The sequence below is a fragment of the Streptomyces doebereineriae genome (assembly GCF_031845645.1).
In the GTDB taxonomy this organism is placed as follows: Bacteria; Actinomycetota; Actinomycetes; order Streptomycetales; family Streptomycetaceae; genus Streptomyces; species Streptomyces canus.
This window is the reverse complement of sequence record NZ_JAVREZ010000012.1, coordinates 76,393-96,814: the sequence shown is the minus strand read 5'-3', so window position 1 is coordinate 96,814 and position 20,422 is coordinate 76,393. Positions and strand designations below refer to the sequence as shown.

At 66.8% G+C, this 20,422-nt stretch carries 14 protein-coding genes and 8 pseudogenes; 9 read left to right on the top strand and 13 right to left on the bottom strand.

The annotated features are described in order from the left end of the window. Positions 1 to 161 precede the first annotated feature (161 nt). From RNB18_RS30785 to RNB18_RS30760, 6 genes and pseudogenes are all read right to left on the bottom strand, one after another. Positions 162 to 3,143, bottom strand: a complete 2,982-nt coding sequence (locus RNB18_RS30785; RefSeq protein WP_311717391.1) for a hypothetical protein — start codon at positions 3,141 to 3,143, stop codon at positions 162 to 164. A 240-nt stretch (positions 3,144 to 3,383) separates the two neighbouring features. Beyond that, positions 3,384 to 3,603, bottom strand: a pseudogene (locus RNB18_RS30780) (IS110 family transposase); the annotation flags it as partial. 250 nt (positions 3,604 to 3,853) lie between these two features. Further along, positions 3,854 to 4,519 (bottom strand): annotated as a pseudogene (locus RNB18_RS30775) (HNH endonuclease family protein). A gap of 226 nt (positions 4,520 to 4,745) precedes the next feature. Beyond that, positions 4,746 to 4,892, bottom strand: a complete 147-nt coding sequence (locus RNB18_RS30770; RefSeq protein WP_311717390.1) for a hypothetical protein — start codon at positions 4,890 to 4,892, stop codon at positions 4,746 to 4,748. A gap of 177 nt (positions 4,893 to 5,069) precedes the next feature. Beyond that, positions 5,070 to 5,222 (bottom strand): hypothetical protein, encoded by a 153-nt coding sequence (locus RNB18_RS30765; protein ID WP_311717568.1) that lies wholly within the window; start codon positions 5,220 to 5,222, stop codon positions 5,070 to 5,072. An 85-nt stretch (positions 5,223 to 5,307) separates the two neighbouring features. Further along, a pseudogene (locus RNB18_RS30760) lies at positions 5,308 to 5,840 on the bottom strand (transposase); the annotation flags it as partial. Between the two features lie 329 nt (positions 5,841 to 6,169). On the opposite strand from RNB18_RS30760, the gene RNB18_RS30755 reads away from it, so the two are divergent. Together RNB18_RS30755 and RNB18_RS30750 are read left to right on the top strand one after the other, a co-directional pair. Further along, a complete protein-coding gene (locus RNB18_RS30755) occupies positions 6,170 to 8,881 on the top strand; it encodes a ricin-type beta-trefoil lectin domain protein (protein ID WP_311717389.1) in 2,712 nt (903 codons plus the stop codon). Further along, entirely contained in the window at positions 8,881 to 9,324 is a 444-nt protein-coding gene (locus tag RNB18_RS30750; RefSeq protein ID WP_311717388.1) for an SUKH-3 domain-containing protein, read from the top strand. The genes RNB18_RS30755 and RNB18_RS30750 overlap by 1 nt, the downstream gene beginning before the upstream one ends. Positions 9,325 to 9,477: 153 nt before the next feature. Here the strand turns inward: RNB18_RS30750 and RNB18_RS30745 are convergent, their stop codons facing one another. Beyond that, positions 9,478 to 9,624: a hypothetical protein gene (locus RNB18_RS30745; protein ID WP_311717387.1), complete on the bottom strand. Its 147-nt coding sequence runs from the start codon at positions 9,622 to 9,624 to the stop codon at positions 9,478 to 9,480. An 834-nt stretch (positions 9,625 to 10,458) separates the two neighbouring features. Between RNB18_RS30745 and RNB18_RS30740 the strand changes: the two are divergent. After that, a pseudogene (locus RNB18_RS30740) lies at positions 10,459 to 10,563 on the top strand (deoxyxylulose-5-phosphate synthase); the annotation flags it as partial. A 446-nt stretch (positions 10,564 to 11,009) separates the two neighbouring features. Here the strand turns inward: RNB18_RS30740 and RNB18_RS30735 are convergent. Together RNB18_RS30735 and RNB18_RS30730 are read right to left on the bottom strand one after the other, a co-directional pair. Continuing rightward, positions 11,010 to 11,755, bottom strand: a pseudogene (locus RNB18_RS30735) (vWA domain-containing protein). 211 nt (positions 11,756 to 11,966) lie between these two features. Further along, positions 11,967 to 12,201 (bottom strand): annotated as a pseudogene (locus RNB18_RS30730) (TerD family protein); the annotation flags it as partial. A 171-nt stretch (positions 12,202 to 12,372) separates the two neighbouring features. Here RNB18_RS30730 and RNB18_RS30725 point away from each other — a divergent pair. The 4 genes and pseudogenes from RNB18_RS30725 (at position 12,373) to RNB18_RS30710 (ending at position 14,768) form a co-directional block, all read left to right on the top strand. Next, a complete protein-coding gene (locus tag RNB18_RS30725) occupies positions 12,373 to 13,164 on the top strand; it encodes a polymorphic toxin type 28 domain-containing protein (protein ID WP_311717559.1) in 792 nt (263 codons plus the stop codon). Between the two features lie 7 nt (positions 13,165 to 13,171). Continuing rightward, positions 13,172 to 13,774: a hypothetical protein gene (locus tag RNB18_RS30720; protein ID WP_311717386.1), complete on the top strand. Its 603-nt coding sequence runs from the start codon at positions 13,172 to 13,174 to the stop codon at positions 13,772 to 13,774. Between the two features lie 59 nt (positions 13,775 to 13,833). After that, a pseudogene (locus RNB18_RS30715) lies at positions 13,834 to 14,437 on the top strand (HNH endonuclease family protein). Beyond that, positions 14,421 to 14,768 (top strand): hypothetical protein, encoded by a 348-nt coding sequence (locus RNB18_RS30710; RefSeq protein WP_311717385.1) that lies wholly within the window; start codon positions 14,421 to 14,423, stop codon positions 14,766 to 14,768. The pseudogene RNB18_RS30715 and the gene RNB18_RS30710 overlap by 17 nt, the downstream one beginning before the upstream one ends. A 38-nt stretch (positions 14,769 to 14,806) precedes the next feature. Here RNB18_RS30710 and RNB18_RS30705 read toward each other — a convergent pair. The 3 genes and pseudogenes from RNB18_RS30705 to RNB18_RS30695 form a co-directional block, all read right to left on the bottom strand. Next, positions 14,807 to 15,620: pseudogene (locus tag RNB18_RS30705) on the bottom strand (IS5 family transposase). A gap of 133 nt (positions 15,621 to 15,753) precedes the next feature. After that, positions 15,754 to 16,998, bottom strand: a complete 1,245-nt coding sequence (locus RNB18_RS30700; protein ID WP_311717384.1) for an IS701 family transposase — start codon at positions 16,996 to 16,998, stop codon at positions 15,754 to 15,756. 61 nt (positions 16,999 to 17,059) lie between these two features. Beyond that, positions 17,060 to 18,049 carry an HD domain-containing protein gene (locus RNB18_RS30695; protein WP_311717382.1) on the bottom strand — a complete coding sequence of 330 codons (990 nt, stop codon included), beginning with the start codon at positions 18,047 to 18,049 and terminating at the stop codon, positions 17,060 to 17,062. A 1,013-nt stretch (positions 18,050 to 19,062) separates the two neighbouring features. Here RNB18_RS30695 and RNB18_RS30690 point away from each other — a divergent pair. Continuing rightward, positions 19,063 to 19,593, top strand: coding sequence for a hypothetical protein (locus RNB18_RS30690; protein ID WP_311717381.1), 531 nt, complete (start codon positions 19,063 to 19,065; stop codon positions 19,591 to 19,593). Between the two features lie 35 nt (positions 19,594 to 19,628). After that, positions 19,629 to 19,826, top strand: a complete 198-nt coding sequence (locus RNB18_RS30685; protein WP_311717380.1) for a hypothetical protein — start codon at positions 19,629 to 19,631, stop codon at positions 19,824 to 19,826. A 31-nt stretch (positions 19,827 to 19,857) separates the two neighbouring features. On the opposite strand, the gene RNB18_RS30680 is transcribed toward RNB18_RS30685, so the two are convergent. Then, the gene (locus RNB18_RS30680; protein WP_311717379.1) at positions 19,858 to 20,418 is read right to left on the bottom strand and encodes a GNAT family N-acetyltransferase; all 561 of its coding nucleotides are present in this window, start codon (positions 20,416 to 20,418) and stop codon (positions 19,858 to 19,860) included. Positions 20,419 to 20,422: the final 4 nt, after the last annotated feature.

The window sequence follows — 20,422 nt, the reverse complement described above, 5'->3', positions numbered from 1 at the left end:
GAGCGCCACACCAGCAGGGGACACCGGAACGCACCGCTGACCCCCGAAGGACGCCTGCGCTTGTGCCTGCGGATCGACCCGACCGGCCCGAGCGGATGCTCCGCCGGGGCGCATGGGCTGACCGGGGGAGGGGATCTGCCCCTCCCCAGCCCCCTCGCTCGTCAACTGCTGAAGTAGCCGTTCAGGTCGGCCACGACATGCACATCGCCAGCGTGGTTGGCGAAGGTCACCCTCCCATCGACCACGGGCACGACGACCAGGTTGGAGATCGTCTCGCCGGTGGTGAAGTTGAGGTTCGACACCGCTGGCAGCGGCCTGCCGTGCGGGTAGACGGTCAGGTAGCTCCCGGCCGTGGGTCCGGTCACCGTCACGTTGAGCACCACGGCCGTGACCCCGGAGGACGGCACGCCGTCCACCCCGCCGACCTGCAGGCTGACGATGCCGCCTGGGCCGACCGTGCCGATGCGGGCGCCCAGCCCGCTGCGGGTGTCCAGCAGCCGTACGGGCCCGCTGGAGGTGAACGTCGACCCGGCGGAGGAGAACCAGCCGGTGACGTCGGCGACCAGATCCACCGTGCCGGAGGCGTTGCGCAGGTCGACCGTGCCGTCGATCACCGGGACGATCACCAGGTTGGGGATCGTTTCGCCCGTCGTGAAGTTGAGGTTCGACACCGCGGGCACGGGCTTGCCGTTGGGGTAGACGGTGACGTAGCCACTGGTGCTGGGCTTGACCGCGGTCACGTTCATGACCACCGCGCTGACCCCGGAGGTCGGCACGCCGTGTACACCGGTGACCTTCAGTTTCACCACGCCGCCCGCGCCCACGCGCTGCTTCGGCGCCCCGGTGCCGTTGCGGGTGTCCAGGAACCGCGTCGGCGCGAGGGGGGTCAGGGCAGACCCGGTGCTCCCGGCGGCGTAGTACCCGGAGACGTCGGCGACGAGGTCCACCGTGCCGTGGGCGTTCCGCAGGTCCACCGTGCCGTTCACGACGGGCACGGTCACCAGGTTGGGGATGGTCTCTTTGGCGGCGAAGTTGATGTTGGACACCGACGGCGGTGTCTGCCCGTCGGGGTAGACGGTGACATACCCGCTGGTGGTGGGGGCGACGACGGTGACGTTCATGACCACCGCCGTGACGCCGGAGGTCGGCACGCCGTGTACACCGGTCACCTTCAGCTTCACCACGCCGCCCGCGCCCACGCGCTGCTTCGGCGCCCCGGTGCCGTTGCGGGTGTCCAGGAACCGCGTCGGCGTGATGGGGGCGAGGCGGCCCGGTGTCGCGGCCGGGGCGGCGGTGACGGTGTAGGCGCCGGTCAGGTACGTGCCGGGCGCGTACCCGGTGCCGGGGATCACTACGTCATACGTTCCGGGGGCGACGTCGTATGTGCTGATCCGTACGGTGAGCGACGTCCCGTCGGGGCTGACGGACACCGGCTCGCTCGGGTAGGCGCTCGCCGTCGTGTAGTCGCTGGCGAGTTCCACCTGGGTGCCCAGTGTCAGGTTCGCGCCGTGGAGGACCACCTGGTTCTCGGTCCCGGTCGGTCCGCTCGCCGGACTCACCGATGTCAGAGCGGCCTGCTTCGGCGGGGTGGAGCATCCCTGCTGGCAGACACCCTGCATCGAGTACTCGACGGGCGTGTCCGCCTGGGCCGGGGTCACGACCAGCGCGTACTGGCCCGCGTCGGCGGAGGAGGTGGTCAGGCAGTTGAAGCTGAAGGTTCCGACGTTGTCGCCGTTGCACTGGTACGCGTAGTCGACGTATGTGCCGCTGTAGCGGGTGTTGCTCAGCAGGCTCACCCACGGCGTGGCCGTGGTGGTGCTGCTGTGCGTGCCGTACACCTCGAAGTCCTGCGACGGCTGCATCTGGATCACCGCGCAGTACGCCGTCGCCGACTCGGTGAAGGTGCCGCTGCGCAGCGAGAAACCATCCGGCGACACCACGTGCGCGGTGCACTGCGACGCCCAGCCGGACGATGTGCCGATCCGCCAAGTGTCCACATGCGCGGTGATGGGAGTGCCGGCGAATCCGGAGGCCAGGACGAAGACGACGTACGAGGTCGACCCGGTGGCGCGGCAGGATATGCCGCCCTGGCGGCACACGAGCTTGCCCGAGGCGTCGACCACTCCCAGCATCGCCCCGGCACCGTCGGCGGCTGCCGGGGTGCGTGCGGAGAACCACAGCTTGTCCGTGGTCGCCGCCGTGACCCGCAGGCAGCGGCTGTCCAGAGCGGAGGTGAACGAGTAGGTGGTGGAAGGCCCGCCGACGGTCAGCGAGCTCGGTGCGGCGCAGTTCGCCGTCGGTGAGACGTCCCGCCGGACCACCTTGTACGTGTCGGCGGTGCCGGTCCCCACCAGCAGGGCCGCGTAGGCCGTACCGGGCGTGAACTGGCAGGCGGCCGTGGAGCCCCCGAGCGTGGCGCACACCTTGTCGCCCGCGCGGTCGTACAGCTGCACCGAGGCGTTGAGCTGGTTGGTGGTGTTCGTGAAGTCGAACAGCTCGGCGGTGGAGTGCTGGTCCGCCCCGATGGCCAGGCACGCGGTCTGCTGGTCCGCGGTGAGCGGCACCTGCACGCCCCACGACCCGCCGAACGCCGACTGAGGCCAGGCGGTGCAGCCGGACGTGTCGCCGGTGCGCTGGATGGTCACCCGGTAGGCGCCCGCGTCGGGCGCCGTCAGCACCACCTGGAACGGCGCGGTGCCGGTGAGCTTGCAGACGCTGAAGGCGTAGGTGGTGTCACACTGCTGGGCCCCCTGGGAGTCGAAGACCGTCATCTCCGGGGTCACGCCGCCGGAGGGCGGTTCGTTGACCAGGTACAGGCCGTTGCCGGTGGCCGTCGGGAGGGTCAGACACACCGCGTTGCCAGCGGCGGCGAAGGTGCCCGTCGCGGGGCCCGAGGCGTAGTCGTCGTCGCGCGCCGCCGCGCAGTCCGTCCCTGGCGTCACGGCCGCCGAGACCCGGGGCTTGGCCTTCGGCGAGGCCGTCGCCGCCGGTTTCGTCGTCCCGGGCTTTGACGTCACGGCGGAGGCCGTGCCGTTCAGTCCCAGGACCACGGCCATGACGGTCACGATCAGTACGACGAGCGCGGCGGTTCCCGTCGGTCGGCGTCTCTCCCGACGCGGCCTGCACACGGGCAGCGGTGACATGCGTTCCCCCCTGGTGACATCGCGGAATGGGTTCCCGTGACGATGACGGGTACCGCACAAGGCAGGCGGAGCCTAACGAGCGGTTGATCCCCTACTCGTCAGCTTTGCCACGCCTTGTCATGCTGGGGAACAAAATTGGAACACGCCGACGCCGATGATGGCGCCCCAGATGCGATGTGCTGGTTTGGTGTCAGTGTGTGGATCTGGGGGTGGGTAGTTGGCGTGTGAGTTGCGGGGTTTGAGGAGTTGACGGGTCTCGGGGCGGCACAGGCCGTTGGTCCAGGTGGCGAAGGCGGCCAGGGGCGGCGGGGTAGTACTCGCGCAGCAGGGAACGGAGCTGGTTGGCGAGCTGCTGCCGGTTCCACAGAGTGTCCTGCTGGGCTCGGGCGAGGACGGCGATGGCGCGGCCGAGGTCGGAGTCGTCGGGCAGCTGCCGGTGGGCGTGCATGTCGGTGCGGAGGCGGTCTCGTGTCCGCATGGGAGCTCAATCGCCAGGCTTCAAGGCCGGGTTGGAGGACGCTCGACACACAGGTCGACAGCGGGCCCTCGCGGCGGTGCAGGCCGCGTACGGACGCGGATCACAAGCGTGAGCCAAGCTGAGCCTCTCCGTGGTGGGACCGCTCAGCGAGCGGAGCGGTCCCACCGGGGCCTCGTCCGGGGGCTGATGTGTCGCGCAGGGCCGTCAACTGAGGGCGCGGCCGCGTGGCGATTCAGCGGGCGAGGGTGACTTCCACCGGGGTGTTCGGGCAGCTGTCCAGGATGTCGGTGAGGGCGGTCTGTTCGGTCTGGTCGATGGTGAGGTTCCCAGCGGGTCTTGATGGTGATCCAGTCGGTGGCGTAGGTGCACCGGTGGCCGCCGGCCGGGGCGTCCAGGTGGCCGGGTCCTGGTCGGCCTTGGAGCGGTTGGATGTGGCGGAGACCGCGATCAGGGCTCGCGGGTCGTCGAGGTCGTTGGCTTAGGTCTCGCGTTCCTTCGCTGTCCAGGTGGAGGCGCCGGAGTCCCAGGTCTCGGCGAGTGGGACCAGGTGGTCGATGTCCAGGGCGCGGGCCGCGGTGAAGTAGGCGTCGTCGTACGGCGAGTACCAGCTGCCGCCGGTCAGCCGGCAGCTCGCGTCCTGCTCGGGAGCAGTGACCGCTTCCTCCAGGAGGACCTCGTTGCGGGTGCTGCAGCCGTCGCGGTCGGCGTCGATCCAGTGGAACTTCGTCCGCTCGTACCCGGTGCGGGACTCGGTCTGGACGGGAAGCGCGGCGAGGGCATCGCGGACCGGAAGCGCGATCGTGTCGCCGGGGCTGGAGGCCGTGTGGGCGGTGGGGGTGAGCAGGACGGCGAGTACGGACAGCGCGGCGGCCGCAGTCCGGGCGGTGGTGAAACGCACGGGTGGGACTCCTTCACGAAGACCACAGGAGGGGAAAGGTCCGTGATCTTCGTAGCGGGTCCGGTGTCCGGCACATGGGGTGATCGGCCGTCAGTTCACCTGCGCGGGCGGAAAGTCACACCACCTCGCCACCCGACCGGTGCCCCTGGCCGGGTGTGCCCGGCGCCGTTGGCGACAAGTCCCGGAGTCAGCGCAGGCAGGTGGCGCCTGCCGATTCGCCGCGGAGTCAGGCACAGCCTGTCTGCGGACTGGCGACGGTGCGGTGGGGCAGGAGCATCCAGGTGGTGAGCTGGATGCGTTCGCTGGCGGGGTCGCCGGTGATGCTGTGGGCGGTGGCGACTTGTTGGCGGGCGTAGTCGACGAGTTCCCACACGAGGTGGAGCTCGGCGGGGGTGACGTGCGCAGCGGGCGGGGGAGGAGCGATGTCCTGGACAGTGTCGAGCCACTGTTCAAAGGGCAGCCGCGCCCCGGCTCCGGAAGAACTACTCCGGCTGTGAGGGCGATGGTTGTGTCGTTCCGGCCATCTGCGGTCAGGGTGCCTGTGCCGAAGTCACGCGGCGACGCGATGCAGTGCGAGCTTGGCCAGTATGACCTGGTTGGCTTCCCAGCCGTCGGGGAATTTGGCGGGCACGGACAAATGCACGGGGTCGGTCGAGGGATGGCTGTCCAGGAGGTCGGCGAGCCAGGGCCGCGAGGTCCTCAAAGGCGCGCACTGCGTTTGCTGTGGCGCCTTGTGCCTTGTGCTGAGCGCTACATGCTGTTCCTGCCGTCCCGGTCCTGGTGCCGGGTAGCCGTTTTGATGGCTGTCCGGCCCGAGAACGCGCGGGTTTCCTGGCGGGGTTGCTGACCGCCAACGCCAAGACGATCAGTCCCGTTGCGCTTCCCGGGAGGTCGGCTGTCCGCTTCTGCGGGAACTTCGTTGGGTGATTCGTCTGGTCATAAGGGTGATCGCGGCCCAGGTGATCAGAGATTCGGAGTGCTGGATGAGCCGTTCGTAGTCGCGTGCGTGGCGGCGGGCGTGCATGACCCAGGCGTGGGAGCGTTCGATGACCCAGCGCCGGGGCAGGACGACGAAGCCGGGTGTGTTCTTCGGACGGCTGACGGTTTTGATCGTCAGGTTCAGATATGTCTTGGCCCAGGTCACGAGCTGTCCGGCATAGGCGGAGTCGGCCCAGACGATGATTTCGGGGTGCATCAGCCGCAGCCGGAACAGCACTTCCTTGGCCGCGTCGCGGTCGGTCATGTCGGCCGGGGTGACCATGACGAACAGAGGCAGGCCCTTGGTGTCCACGACCAGGTGCCGCTTGCGGCCGTTGCGCCGCCAGGCCTGAAACGTCCACCACCGCCCTGGACGTCGCCAACTACCGCTACAACCAAGCCGGCGAGATCACCGCGATCGACGACCTGCAGGACAACACCACCCACGACACCCAGTGCTTCACCTACGACTCCTTCCAGCGCCTGACCGCCGCCTGGACAGACACCGCAGGCATCACCAACTCCACCAGCGCCCCGGTCGGGAGCGTCGGCGGCTGCAACACCGGCTCCGTACAGACCACCACCACAGCCCCCGTCACAACCACCACGGTCGGCGGCCCCGCGCCGTACTGGCAGACCTACACCTACGACCTGCTCGGCGACCGCACCGGCATGGTCAACCACGACACCACCGGCACCGCGGCCAACAACACCACGCAGACCACCGCCTACACCGGCACCGACGGCACCACCACCGCGACCCTGCCCGACCAGGCCGGCACCACGACCAGCAGCAACCCCACCACCGGCACCGCAACCTGGACACCGAGCTACACCGACCCGGCCTACAACAACAAGAACGCCGGCAACACCATCAGCCGGAAGACCACCACCACCGGCCCACTCACCACCGGCTTCACCCTCTCCGGCGGCGGCAAGCTCTGCATCGACGACGCAGGCGCCTCCACCACCCCAGGCGCAGTGGTGCGCACCTACACCTGCAACGCCTCCGCCGCCCAGAACTGGACGATCGGCACCGACGGCACCGTCAAGGTCCTCGGCACCATGTGCCTGGACACCACCGGCAACGCCACCACCGCCGGCACCCTCCTGGTGATCGACACCTGCAACAGCGACGCCACCCAGAAGTGGAAGGCCACCAGCACCGGCACCCTGGTCAGCAACGCCAACAGCGCGATGTGCGTGACCGACCCGGGCGCCAGCGCCACCCTCCGCACCCAGCTCACCCTCGCCACCTGCGGCAGCGCCGGCCAGACCTGGACCACCGCCGGCACCGGAGCCCTGCCGCCCGGACAGACCCAGACCCTCACCTACGACGCCGAGGGCGCCACCGCCACCGTCGCCACAGGCTCCGGCACACACACCAACACCAGCAAGTACCTCTACGCCGCCGACGGCAGCCTGCTGGAACAGACCAGCAGCGTCGACGGCACCGACAGAACCCGCATCCTGTACCTCTTCGGCGGCACCGAACAGATCACCCTGAACGTCTCCGCCAAAACCTGGACAGGCCTGCGCAACATCACCGGCCCGGACGGCACCACCATCACCCGCTCCAGCACCGGCACCGTCACCTACCAGGTCGCCAACGCCCAGAGCACCGCCACCACCGCCATCGACGCCGGCACCCTGGCGGTCACCCGCCGCTACTACGACCCCTACGGCAACTCCCGCGGCACCAAGCCCACTTCCTGGGTAGCCGCCGACGAAAACCACGGCTACCTCGGCCAGCCCACCGACGCCACGACCGGCCTCGACCTCCTCGGCGCCCGCAACTACGACCCAGCCCAAGGCCGCTTCCTCACCCCAGACCCCATCTTCCAAGCCGGCGACCCCAATCAGATGGGCGGCTACACCTACGCCGCCGACAATCCCTCCAGCAGCAGCGACCCCACGGGATTCGACCCTGCCAGTTGGGGGGAGTCACCCCAGTGCCAGGCAACCGGCATCGGCTGCGGCACGCAGACAAAGAACAAATCCGGCAACACGGATGAATCCAGTGGCAACACTGGCGGTGGTTCGACCTCGGAAACCCCAGGAAGCCCCTACGCCTGCGGCCGATTCGGACAATGCGGACCAACAGTCAGCTACAAGCACGACCCCGCCAAAATCGTCGCCAAGGTGGCCGTCAAGGTCGTCATCGAGCCCCTCTGGGACGTCGCCAAATGTGAGTTCTGGATAGGCGGTGGCGGAGCCGCCCATGACCAGGCCTGCCAGGTCGCTGGCGGCGTTGTCTCCGGCGGGGGTCTCGAGGACGGCGTCGGAGCAGTCGGCGGTAGCGCGGAGCGTGACCTCGGTGGCGCGGGCGAAGGGGTCCTCGACGGCAACGCAGCAGCCGCATCCGACTCCGTCAACGAAGCTCTCGCAGACGAGGCCGACATCGTCGCGGCAAAGCGTGCCAACGCTCAGGAACATGCCAAGGAAGCGGACGCCGAGGCGGCCAAAGCGAGCGAACCAGAAACCGGCAATTCGAGCACAAAACCGACGGTTGAGCCGAAGACATCAAGCCGCTGCAGCTTCTCCCCCGATACCCCCGTCCTGATGGACAAGGGCAAGACCAAACCGATCGGCAAGATCAAGACCGGTGACAAGGTCGAAGCCGCCAACTCAAAGACCGGCAAACATCAGGGCGCCCGCACCGTCCAACACGTATGGATCAACCACGACCGCGACCTGCTCGACCTTACTCTCCGCACCGAGAGCGGCCGCACCGCCACCCTCCACACCACCGCCAATCACCCGTTCTGGGATGACACCACCCACACCTGGGTCGCCGCCGGTAAACTCCACGACGGCGACGCCCTCAACACCGCCACCAACGGCCACGCCTACGTCGTTAAAACGCAGCCCACACCCGGTACGGCGAATCGCTGGAACCTCACCGTCCAGCAACTCCACACGTACTATGTCGTGGCGGGCGGCGTCTCGATCTTGGTCCACAATTCCAATGGTCCGGATAGTTGCCCGGTACTGGGGGCTGCACGAGCGGCGGCTGATACGGCATCGACAATCAGGCCGGGTAAGGCGAGACCGGCAGTGGCAGAGGCTCTTCAGCTGCCGGAAGGTCAGATCTATTCGAGTCCTAGCATTCGTGGTGTGGCTCCCGAGCTTCACCCCGACGTTCAAGCCAATGTGGATGACATTCCTGAGGGCGAACGAGGCGTTGGTCATGGAAGATGTGGGCTGGCAGTGTGTGTGTCGGATGCTCTGAGTGATGGATTCAACCCAACCGGATCTCGTGCTGCGGCGGTTATCGTGCGAAGTTCGACCGATAATCCAATGCATGGAATGCCTGTCGGGCCATGTGATAGTTGCGTAGCCCTCGAAGACGCATTCGATATCACGTTTGAGGGGATAGGGTAGTGAACGATCTTTCGCCTGAGTCGCGAACAGTCCTCCGCGATGCTGGATGGCACGCAGGAAGGCAGGTAGATACGTCGTCGTGGGTGGCTGCCCTGGGGGTGGCTGGGGTGGTCGCCCACGATGCGGCTCGGGCCTTCTTGGCTGAATTTGGCGGCCTTGTGGTCGACATCTCGGGCCCCGGAGTCAATCGGGCGCGTGAGCCTTTCGAACTTGACCCGCTTCTGTGTTCCGGCGAAGAGGACAGGTTCCTCGAATGGGGGGAAGAGATTGGGAAGTCGCTCTTCCCAGTCGGAGTCCTTGATATGGGTCGATACTTCCTCGGCATTGACGAGCAGAGCGAGATCTATCTGATCGAAACGTGGGTCGCCAGTTTTGGCCGAATGCCACAGGCTATGGACAATCTCATCAGCGGCGTGCGTCCTACGGTTATCAGTGAAGGATGAATTGAATCTCGCTTGGCTTGCGTTCCCTGGTTCGGCCTTGGAGGCCCAGCTGTAGAAGCCAACTCAATCGTCTGGGAAACGGCCAGAGGCCCCGTCGGAGTTTGTTTCCGGTGGGGCCTCTATGGTGTCTGACGGCAGTAGTTGACGGCAACGTCAGCGGACGGCTGCTGCACAAGTCGGCGGATCGTCGCCCTCGCCCTCGGCGGTGGGCTTGGCGAGGTGCCCGAGGGCGTTTCCGAGGAGGTCGATGGCCTGGCGCTGGAGGCGGAGGCGGACGTGTGCATAGACCGTCGCGGTCACCCCGATGTGGGCGTGGCCCAGGAGCTCCTTGATGACGACGAATGCTCAAATCCTGTGGCGCGCAAGCCGGGAACGTCATGCTGCCGATCTGGCCTGAGTGAGCGGTGACGCAGGGCAGGGATCGGGACTTCGGTCGCCTGCCAGCACCTTGCCCGCCTTCCGGTTGACGGGGGCGGGCAAGGTGGTGAGTGATGGTCAGCGTGCGCGCACCGAGGCGCCATAGCCGTCGGTCTGGCGGAGCGCCCGTGCGGCCTGGGCCGGGCCGGCCAGGTCTGGATCAGGTACCACTCGGTGATCTGGTCCGGGGCAAGGTCGATGGCGGTGTCCCGGCCGCGGGCGTGAACGCGCAGCCGGTAGTCGCCGGGACCGTGGAACGACAGGACGGGCAGTTCTTCGTCCAGGTCGTCCATCATGCCGCGGAGATCTCTGCGTCGTCGAGACCCTGGCTCTGCAGCTGCACGACCTTGCCGCGCCTGCTGAGCGGCATAGCCTCGATCGCGGGCCGGACCAGTGTGGCGTGGCTGTTGAGCTTGCTTATTGATCTTGGTTGTGACCTGGTGTTGCTCAGCTGTATTGAGTGGTGTGTTCGTTTTGGGGGGGGAGGCTTATGTGAAGCCGAGTGTCGGGCGCCGGTGGATACGTGGGCTGAGCTGGCTGTTTGGTGCTGCGCAGTGAGCTGGGTGGGGCGGCGGTTTTGCGCAGGGTGGTTGGCGCGCCTATAGGTACCGGTGCCGACTGGTCTTCTGAGGGCTGGGGGTAGAAGGCGGTTGCCTGGCCGGGCTGCGGCCGTATGTGCAGCGGGTCGGGCGCGGGTGGCCGCATGGTGCCGACCGTGGATATCGCCCCCGGACCCTGCGTGAGGTACGCGAACGGATGACGTACGCGCAGCGCAGCGGAGAGCCGATCGCGCACGTACTCGTCCGGCGGGACGTGGGCTGAGGCACGGGCTGGGGACCGAACGCTCAACTGGCCAACCCAAAGCGCTCAGTCACACCGTGCCGCCCTGTCCGAAGGAGGGGGCGCGCTTGCCGATCTTGCATGTCGGCCAGGCCGCCGGGCCGCGCCGCTGTCCGCGGCGGCAGGTTTACCCGGTGGGGGAGTCGGGCGGGGCGACGGCGGCGTCCAAGCCTCCGCGGGCGTGGAACCTTCGGGCGCCGGCGATCTATTGCCCAGCGGAAACCCGGCGAGCGAGGCCGGCCACCCTTCGGCTTCCCCTGCCAGGCGGCCGGAACGGCTGAACCGCTTCCTGGTTGAAGTGGTGGAGGTGTCCGGCCGTGCAGGTCACCTCCGGTTGCCGACGCCCCCTCGGTCGCTGCTCCCGCTGGGCGTACTGGTGGGGCACGGTTGCCGCTGGCGCACGGGTGCTGGAGACAGCGATGGACGTTTCACTGCAGGATGCCAGCGGTGCGGGCGGTGGCCAGCCAGTCCGGGAATTCTTGCAGTAGGTGGTCGTAGAGTTGGTGGTTTGGGATGGTTTGCGGGGTGTGGCCGGCGTGGAAGTAGCCTGCGTTGTCGACGATGCGGCGGGCCGGGACGGCGAGAGTGTCCATCTTGCGTAGGAAGGTGAACTCGTTGTCGTCGGGGTCGCCGAAGCCGATGAACTGCCAGAACAAGGGAAGGCGTGCGGCTTTGCACAGGTAGCGTTCGGCAGCGAACTTGCTGGTGGGGCCGCCGTCGGTTTGAAAGATGACCAGGGCGGGGTAATGGCTGCCGGATTCCATGTAGTGGTCAATGACTTCGTCCATGGCCCAGTGATAGTTGGTGCGCCCCATGTGGCCGAGGTTTTCGTGCAGTTTGTTGATTCGGCCTCGGTATCCGCTGAGCGTCAGGTCCGTGGTCCGTCGACGTCGGTGGAGAAGAACACCACGGGAACGGTGCCGTCGTCATCGAGGTGAGCCGACAGCGACAGAACCTGCTCAGCCAGGTGCTGCATGGTGCCGTTTCGGTAGTAGGGCCGCATCGACCCGGAGCGGTCCAGCACGAGGTATACCGCCGCCTGCACGTCCTGCAGCCCATGCGTGCGCACGCTGGTACCCGCCGCCTTGTACAGATTGACCAGATCAGGTGCCTTCTCCTGCACCTTGGTCAGGCTGATGGCCGGGGCGCGCTCAATGCTGTTCGTCGGGATCACTCCTCCATGGTGGTGCCCTGAGCTTCCGAGCGTCTGGCAATGGGGCTGCCGAGAGTTGGTTTGGTCTGTTTGACCGGGGAGTAACGGGGCGGCGTGGCACGGAGGTGCTCGAGCGTCCCCTTGCTGAACTCAGGCCGGGTGTGGGCCTGGGCAAGAGGACGGTCTCGCGTTAGGGCGGGGAATGGGAGTTGCTGCCGTTTGTCCCCAGGCATCATCCCGCCGCCGCGCGCTCCTTGGACGGTGCTCGCCGTGGTGTCGGAGCGTCCAGGTGGACCACGACGGTGGTGTAGAAACGGTGCACGGCGTCGTCGACGCTGCGGATGAAGCCGGACTCGGCGTTGCCCCGGCCGCTTCCCATGCTCTTGAGCAGGGACAGGCGGAAAACCCGTGATCCGGGCGCCGTTGTCCTTGGGGAGGAGGTCCGCCGGTTCAGGGCGGAGCCGCTCTTCCTGTCTGCGGACCCGGTGCTGGCTGCGGACGACCACGAATCGATCAACGGCTACGCGTACGCGAATAACACCCCGGTCACCTTGGCCGACCCCACGGGTCTCAAGCCGGCGCCGCTATTCGGGAACAGCGGCTGTGGCACGAACTGCAGCGTCCAAGAGCACTTCACCATGAAGTCCAACGGTCACGGCGGATTCATATGGGTGCACCACGCGACGCAAACCTACAACTACAGCTACCCCGACGGCTCGTCGCTGACCCTCACCGTGAGATCCAGTGGCAGCCACGTCTCCTACAAAGTCAGGTTCAAAACCGGCCCGAGCCCACTGCCCGCAGTGAAGTACGGCAGTGACGACTCGTTCACCGGGACGCCGAACCCTAGCCCGGGCATGGCTCCAGACCCCGACTACAAGGGAACCGCGACAGGGTCGTGGGGCGTGGCCGGCGAGGTCGCCCTGATGGTCTGCGGCTGGGTGCCGGTGGCCGGCGCCGCATGCGACGCCGCGGACCTGGGGAGGTCCGTCGCGGAAGAGGACAAGGCCGGGGTTGTCCTTGGTGCGGCCGGATTCATTCCACTGGCAGGCGATGTAGCCAAGTTCCCCAAGCAGGCCCTCCGCATCGCCGATCACATTGCCGACACGATCAGGCTCACGGACAAGCTTGCCTCCCCGTTCTCCACCAAGATTGACTCAATCGCCGAACATGTGCAGATGAAGGACCTCACCGCAGCGGCGCGGGAACTGAAGGGAGAGGTCGTCAAGAGGAAGGCGGACGGCACCCCGTGGGATCATGTGCACGAGGTTCGAGACGCCCAGAACGGCCTGCTCAAAACGATCGCGGCCATCAACAAGAAGTTGGCCCATCCCAATACGGGCGGTGCCGAGCGGGAACTGTACGTCGCCGACCTGGCTCGGGCCAGCAGAATGCTGGACTTCTCCGAGCAGTTCGTTCCCAGGGGGTGAGTGGAGCATGACAGTGACAGATGGCGAATACGTAAAGCAGCTGATCTCGCGGGCGAAGGACGGCACCATCCCTCCGCGAGAGGTGGCGGAGATCGCCCAGGCCGTCTCCGAGGGGCGTGCTGGCCAGAGCCTGTACCGGATGCTGTATGCGGTGGTCCGGGCGGGTGGTCCGGCCTACGAGCCACTGGTCGCTAATTATCTGGTCCACCCTGAGGACCCCGAGGTGTCGGCGCTTGCCATACAGGTGCTCTCTGGCCACTGGAGAGTCGGGGCGAAGTACCGGGAACAGATCCTGGAACTGCTGGGTTCGCCCGAGTGGGACGAGAACGACGATGCGTTCATGGCTGCAGTCTCAGGAGTAGGGGAGATCCTGCACGACGAGTTCAATGCTGATCTCCTGAAGGCGCTTGTGAAGATCGCCGAGGAAGGCCGCGGTGAGTACAACGACGAGCTCATGCAGGGTTTTGCGGTGGAAGCGATTGCCCGTGCACTGGGTGCCAGCCACGCCGAATCGATGAAACCGCCCGAGGGCGTCGCGCGCTCCACGTGGTCCGAGGGTCTGCTACAGGCCGCCAGGGAACGTCTGCGCGAGGCGGCACGGCAGACCTGAGGCCGTTCGTACTCAAGGAGCCCCTGGCCGGAACGACATTCGGCCAGGGGCTTTCGTTAATGCGTCGAGGAGATGTCGTAGGGCCTGCTCCTGCCTTTGCTGTCGCCCCTGACAGTGGTGGTCATCGGGAACGTCTTCCTCTGGCAACAGGTATTGACTGGCTGGTGTCGGCGTCCGAATCCCGCGAGGGTTATCAGCGCACCAGTTTCAGGCACTGGGTGGATGCCGATCGCGACGGCTGCAGTACGCGCTGAGGTGCTGATCGCGGAGTCTGTCGTAGTGCCGACGGTCGAGGCCAGCTGCAAGGTGACTGCCGGAGAGTGGCGTTCCTACTACGACGGCGTCACGGTGACGGCTCCCGGCGGCCTCGACATCGACCATATGCTCCCTCTCGCTGAAGCCTGGGATTCGGGCGCGTCGTCCTGGACTGCGCAGCGGCGTCAGGACTATGCCAACGACTTGGAAGTGGAACGCTCCCTTGTGGCGGTGACCGCGCGCACCAATCGCTCGAAAGCCGATCAGGACCTGGCCGAGTGGCTTCCGCCGCTGGAGGACGTCCGCTGCACCTACGCCACCGACTGGGTGGCCACCAAGCTCCGCTGGAATCTGACCGTCGACGACACCGAACGCGCCGCCCTGATCCGCCTTGCTGACGGATCCTGACTCCGAGTACTACAAGGCGGCGGAAGCCAATGGCGAGCAGGCCCCCCTGCTGGCACTCGGAGGCGGAAGGTTCCCCGAAGGCGAGTACGAAGTCGTTGCAGCGACCGAGATCGATGTCGCGAGCCTCAAGATGACCAAAACCGTCGAAAAGCACACATGGGAGATAATTACGAAGAAGCCTCCCCAGCGCCCCGAACCCTACGGCAAACCTTCCGCTGGAGAGGCACCTTTCATAGGCAAGAATGGTAGCTATGCGCGCCGTTTCATGAGCAGCAGTAACGGTCAGCTGCTTCGCGAAATCATTGTGGCCCGCACATACCGACGGATGTAGCGGGCCACGCGCGTTACAGGGCGCATTTAGACCGTGTCCTACGTGGTGAGGCGGACGAGCCGTTTGTAGCAACACAGGGCGGCTGCCAGTCCGAGAAAGGCCAGTTGCGGGGATCGCGCTCGTAGCGAGGGCTGAGACGTCGGTAGCCGGACAGCCAGGACATCGTGCGCTCGATCACCCATCTCCGACGCCCTAAGCGTTCGCTGGATTCGATGCCCTTGCGGGCGATGCGTACTCCGATCCGTTTGCCGCGTAGCCATTTTCGCAGGTCGGCCCGGTCGTACGCCTTGTCGGCGTGAAGGCGCTGGGGCTTGAAGTGGCGGCCGCGGTGGGGGTCGTGTCTCGTTTGCTGACCCTCGATCATGGGCTTGAGCCCCTCGCTGTCGTGGGTGTTGCCGGCCGAGACGCCGACGAGGATGGGCAGTCCGTTCGCGTCCGACAAGATGTGCATCTTGGAACCCGGCTTGCCCCGGTCCACGGGGCTCGGACCTGTGTGTTCGCCCCCTTTTTAGCCCGGACGTGGGCGGTGTCGAGGACCCCGCGGGTGACGTCGATGAGGCCGGCGTCGTCGAGGTGGTGCAGCACGGCCTCGTGCAGGCGGCCCCAGACGCCGGCTCTCGACCAGATCAGGAACCGGCGGTGGGCGGTCGACTTCGATATGCCGAAGCAGGGCGGCAGTTGGCGCCAGGCGCAGCCACTGACCAGGACGTAGACGATGGCCGCGAACAGCGTCTCATCAGGTGTGTCCTGCGTCCCGCTACCCTGCGGCCGCACCCTCGACGGCGGGATCAGCGGCTTCGCAATCTCCCACAGCCCGTCCGGAACAATCCAACTCCACGTACCCCGCCCCATACCGAGGTCAACGACGCCTCACCACGTAGGACACGGTCTTAGTACTCCAGCAGCGGTTCGTGTCTTGAGCTGCGCTTTTGGTAGTGGCAGCGGCGGGCGATGGCTTGGCGGTGTCTTCTCCAGGCCGACCAGTTCAGTGCGTGGATGATGGGATCGCGGTCGGCTCGTGGGCGGGGCAGGAGAGCGTCCAGGAGTCGCCGGATCTCTGCCACGGTGAGTGGGACGGGGGGTGATCCGTTTCTGCAGCCCCCTTTGCCTCGCCGCCGGCCTGGGCTTGTGCTGCGAGTGCGGTCAGGACGGCGTGGGCGAGCATGGACAGGGTGATGTGCCGGTACCAGCCGATGTAGCGGCCGTCCAGGCCGCACTCGTTCTTCGCGGCCTGGAAGCACTCCTCGATCGCCCAGGGGGAGCCGGCGACCCGCACGAGTTCGGCAAGCTCGATGCCGATGGGTGCGTAGGCGAGGTAGTAGGCGATTTCGCCGGGGTCGGAGAGGCTGCGGCGGGCCATCACCCAGCGGTGATGGGTCGGCGGATCCGGATCGAAGATCAGGTTGGTGGGCAGCTTGGCTGCCGCCCAGTCGTAGACCCGTGGACCCTTGGCCCCCTCACCGCAGGACAGCCGCTGCCAGGCATCAAGGGGTGCTTCCTCGATGAGCTGGTCGATGCGCCAGATCCCGGCCAGGGATTTGATCTGCTGGGACTTGGGCACCGCGACCACGTAGCCGACGTCGAGCTGTTCGAGCAGGCGACGGAAGTGCCAGTCCTGCCCGTAAGCCTCGTCGGCGGTGACCCATCTGGCGGGCAGGCCGGCGGCTATGCAGCGGCGGACGATGTCCCGGGCCAGTTCGCCCTTGGTCGCGAAGCCTCGTTCATCTGGGATTTTCGCCGCCCTGCAGCGGTCACGGTCAGACGTCCATGCTTTCGGCAGGTAGAGCTCGCGGTCCACCAGAGCCCGGCCCAAGCTGGTGGCGTAGGCGGCGAACACTCCGATCTGACAGTTGTCGATCTTTCCCGAAGTGCCGGTGTACTGGCGGCCGACCCCGGCCGAGGTGGTGCCCTTCTTGATGAACCCGGTGTCGTCCAGAATCAGCACACCACCTGGTCCGAGCCGTTCAGCTACGTAGTCACGGACATCGTCGCGCACGGCGTCCGCATCCCAGACGCTGCTGTTCAACAGCCGCTGGAAGCCGTCAGGAGTGCGGTGACCCGCCCATTCCGCGAGTTGCCAGCCGTTCTTGCGTGTCGCACGCCCCAGCAGACCGCGGACGTAGTCCCGCATCCGCCACCGCAGATCTGCCCGAGCGAACCTTCCCGCCAACCGAGTAAACGCCGACTCCAACTCAGCTGCCCAGAAAGCGACTTCAGTCATCCCCTCCATACCAGGACAACGACAACCGCCAGCTCAAGACACGAACCGCTGCTGGAGTACTAGTCGGCGCTCAGGCCCACCAGACGCGAAATCTGGTGGGCAGCAGTCTGAGATGGTCCAGTTCGGCGGCCAGTTCAGGGGCTGAGACCTCAAGGCGCTCGCCATCGATCAGCGGGGCAGAGCTGTAGATCTTGCGCAGCGCGTAGTCCCAGGCCGACGGGTCATCGGGAACTCCACCAGATACGACCTTCAACCGGTGCAGTTCGTATCGCAGCATGGTGCCCTCGGCACGTGTGGCTTCGAGAGAGTCGAAGGCGGACCACAGTTGCGGATCAGTCATCCGGGCCAGCCGGTATGGATCGGCTGCCCCGCCGTCGAGCAGTCGGCAGACCAGCCGTCGCACGACGGAGACTGGGCCCACGTTGTCCCACGAGGTGTGCAGTCGTGCTTCTGCGCAGACGAGGTCGACAAGCGTTCCTGCCGTTTCGCGATCGGTTGAGACCGCAGCGTCCTTGATTTCGAGCCGATCCAGCAGAACGGCCGGATCGGCGTTGAGCCGCCCAGAAAACCGCCCGCTGCGGACGTAGGAGTCAAGGTGGTCGAGGTTGAGCAGGCTGGAGTGACTGCTCAGCGGGGAGGCGGACCGTTTGTCCAGTGTGGTTACGACCGCATCAGTGCTGATGCCGTGCCTTGCGAGTACAGCGCGGACCGGGTCGGCCTGGAGCAGATCGGTGCCAATGGCGTGGTGGTTGAGGTCGGCGACGCCTTCGAAAGTGTGGCTGAGCGGCAGATGGCCGATGTCGTGCACCAGCGCCGCGACCCGCAGCACCTGGTCGTCGCGGCGGAAATGCGAGACCAGGGCCAGGACCCCCAGGCTGTGCTCAAGCCTTGAGTACGACTGCAGGGTGCTGATCGTCGAGGCCCCGCCGTGCGCTATGAAGTGCAGGCGCCGCAGCGGCTCACTGCGCAGTAGGTCGACTTCCACCGGGGTGAGATGGACGGAGATGCGCCAGAGCGGATCAGTGAACACCTCGCACAGGCCCACCACATTGGTCGGCACGGACCCTACGGCGACTGCCCCGCGGTCTTCCCCTAAGACTTGATCATTCCGGCTACTCATCGGGGCACCTTAATCCGCGGGCCCTGGCCATGCAGGTGAGATTTTCCATCCCCGCCTGCGATGGCCACAAGCAGCGAGACACCCCGAAGACCAGCGTCTCACCACATCTGTCCAACCCCAGGTCAGCGCCTTACCTCAGGCCACGATCCCGGAGACGGGTCACTCGACGCGCTGATCGCGCGACTGCCGAAGAAGTCGGCGCGGGAGACGTACGAGGAGCTCGACGCCGCGCGCCGCACCACCGCTTCCCTGCTAGCCGCTGCCTGTCTGGCCTTGGCCGGGTGCTCGTCTGGCGGGGAGCCAGAGAAGAAGACCGTCACCGTCACGGCAACCACCAGGCCCACCACGCCCGCCGCGACACCCGCGCTCAGCCGGGCCGATACCAAGCGCCAATGCAGCGCCGCGGTCGCCGAGGCGGCCCCGGGGTGGGATGACTGGAACTTCGACCCCGGCGGTTGGGCGGACGATCCGGGGACACCGGCTGTATGCCGGGGGTTGACGGATGAGGATGATCCGACCCGGGGGAACCGGGATTTCATGGGGGCGCTGCTTGACGGTTTGGGAATGGCGAATGATCCGCGTGCAGGATCGTAGGGCGGCAGTTCGGATGTGAAGAGGCCCCGCTCCGGGTTGGTCCGTCCGGGCGGGGCCTTCGTCATGCAGCGGGCGTGGCGACCGCGGTGGCGATGGCGCGGCGCGCCGAGTCGGCGGCCCTCTTAACACCGTTCGCCTCGATCACCTCAGCGACGGCAACGAGCAGCGCCCGCGACACCAACGCCCGACGTTCCCCGGCGGCGGCTTCTGTCCTGCCGCACAGCAGCGGGCCCGCTCCCAGCGTCGCCACCGACCCGGGAGCGGGCCCTTCGCGCGCCTGGCCCGAACTCCGCCGAACGCCCATCACAACTCAGCCACAGCCGTACCAAAGTGCCCGCGCAGACGCCATGATCACGTTCATGAAGCGAACCCTCACCAGCACGGCAGCCACCGCCCTCCTCCTCGCCGCCCTCGCAGCCTGCAGCAACAGCAAAGCGGACACCAGCGAGCCGGCCGCCAGCCCTGACACCGCGAAGCACGCAACGCCCGCGAGTAAGCCGCTGACAGCGAGCGCCGCGTTCGACAAGATCTCCACCAGCGTGCAGACGGCAAAGCAGAACGGCACCGTCACTGCCGCCAACGACCCGAACCACCTCCTCGGCCGGCCGAACCAGTACACGTCGAAGGTGACTTTCTCGGACTCGCGGATCGCAGCGGCCGATGTCAGCGGCACGGAGAAGGGCGACGTTGAACGCGGTGGCGCCATCGAGGTGTTCGGGAATGGGGCGGGGGCGAAGGCACGCGCAAAGTACATCCAGACCATCGTGAAAGGCATGCCTGCGCTCACCGAGTACGACTACGTCCGCGGGACGGTCCTCGTCCGGGTTTCGCACTATCTGACCCCGTCGCAGGCTGACGAGTACAAGGCCGCCGTCAACGGCCTTGGCTGAGAGGCTGCTGGCCGTGAGCAGAACGGACGCGCACCGTGGCCACACCCGCAGAGGCAGCACTGAAGGACTACCCGATGCCGGTGTGGGACTCCTCCGAAGAGGGCCTGTGCTGCAAGTGCTACGCCAAGTGGACGCGCTACGGCATCGGCGCCAACCCGCTGTGCCGCTCCTGCTTCCCGGAGGTCGCAGCCAGGTGGGGGCCGGGAGTGCGACAGAAGGGCTACAACGCCTGAGTGGCGCGGGCACTACATGATCCCTTTTCTGCTACACGGTCGGGACGCGCTCGACCCATTCGTGATCGAGGATGGCGTGCACTACCGAGTCGCGCCACTGACCGGCCTTGAGGACGTGCTCTCTAATGGTGCCCTCTTCGACCATGCCCGCCGCTTGCATCGTCTTGGCGGAGGCTTCGTTGAGGGGTGAGCGCGCGCCCCACAGGCGGTGGAGATCCAGCTCGTCGAATCCCAGGCTCAGGAGGAGCCGTACGGTCTCGAGGCCGTATCCGCGGCCCCAGGAGGCCGGACGCAGCGCGAAGCCCAGAGTGGCCGCGCGCTGCTGGTGCGGGTCCAGGGCCAGCCGCCCGAACCCGATCACCTCGTCCGAGGCGCGTTCGACGACAGCGAGCGCGTATTCACTGCGAGGCTGCGCCGTAGCGGAAGCGATGGACCGGGCGACGATGTCACCCACTTCGTCCCGCGTGCGCGGCTCGAACGACAAGTGCTCTGTCGCCGCCGAACTGCCGTAGATGGCGAGCACCGCGTCCACGTCATCAAGGTCGAGTTCGCGTAGGACGAGGCGGGGACTTGAGGACTTGACCGGGTACATGCTG

Bases quoted from the DNA above. Each gene is read 5' to 3' on its own strand.
- RNB18_RS30785 (WP_311717391.1), bottom strand. From the start codon at position 3,143: ATGTCACCGCTGCCCGTGTGCAGGCCGCGTCGGGAGAGACGCCGACCG.
- RNB18_RS30755 (WP_311717389.1), top strand. From the start codon at position 6,170: ATGGTCAACCACGACACCACCGGCACCGCGGCCAACAACACCACGCAG.
- RNB18_RS30725 (WP_311717559.1), top strand. From the start codon at position 12,373: ATGAAGTCCAACGGTCACGGCGGATTCATATGGGTGCACCACGCGACG.
- RNB18_RS30720 (WP_311717386.1), top strand. From the start codon at position 13,172: ATGACAGTGACAGATGGCGAATACGTAAAGCAGCTGATCTCGCGGGCG.
- RNB18_RS30700 (WP_311717384.1), bottom strand. From the start codon at position 16,998: ATGGAGGGGATGACTGAAGTCGCTTTCTGGGCAGCTGAGTTGGAGTCG.
- RNB18_RS30690 (WP_311717381.1), top strand. From the start codon at position 19,063: ATGAAGCGAACCCTCACCAGCACGGCAGCCACCGCCCTCCTCCTCGCC.
- RNB18_RS30680 (WP_311717379.1), bottom strand. From the start codon at position 20,418: ATGTACCCGGTCAAGTCCTCAAGTCCCCGCCTCGTCCTACGCGAACTC.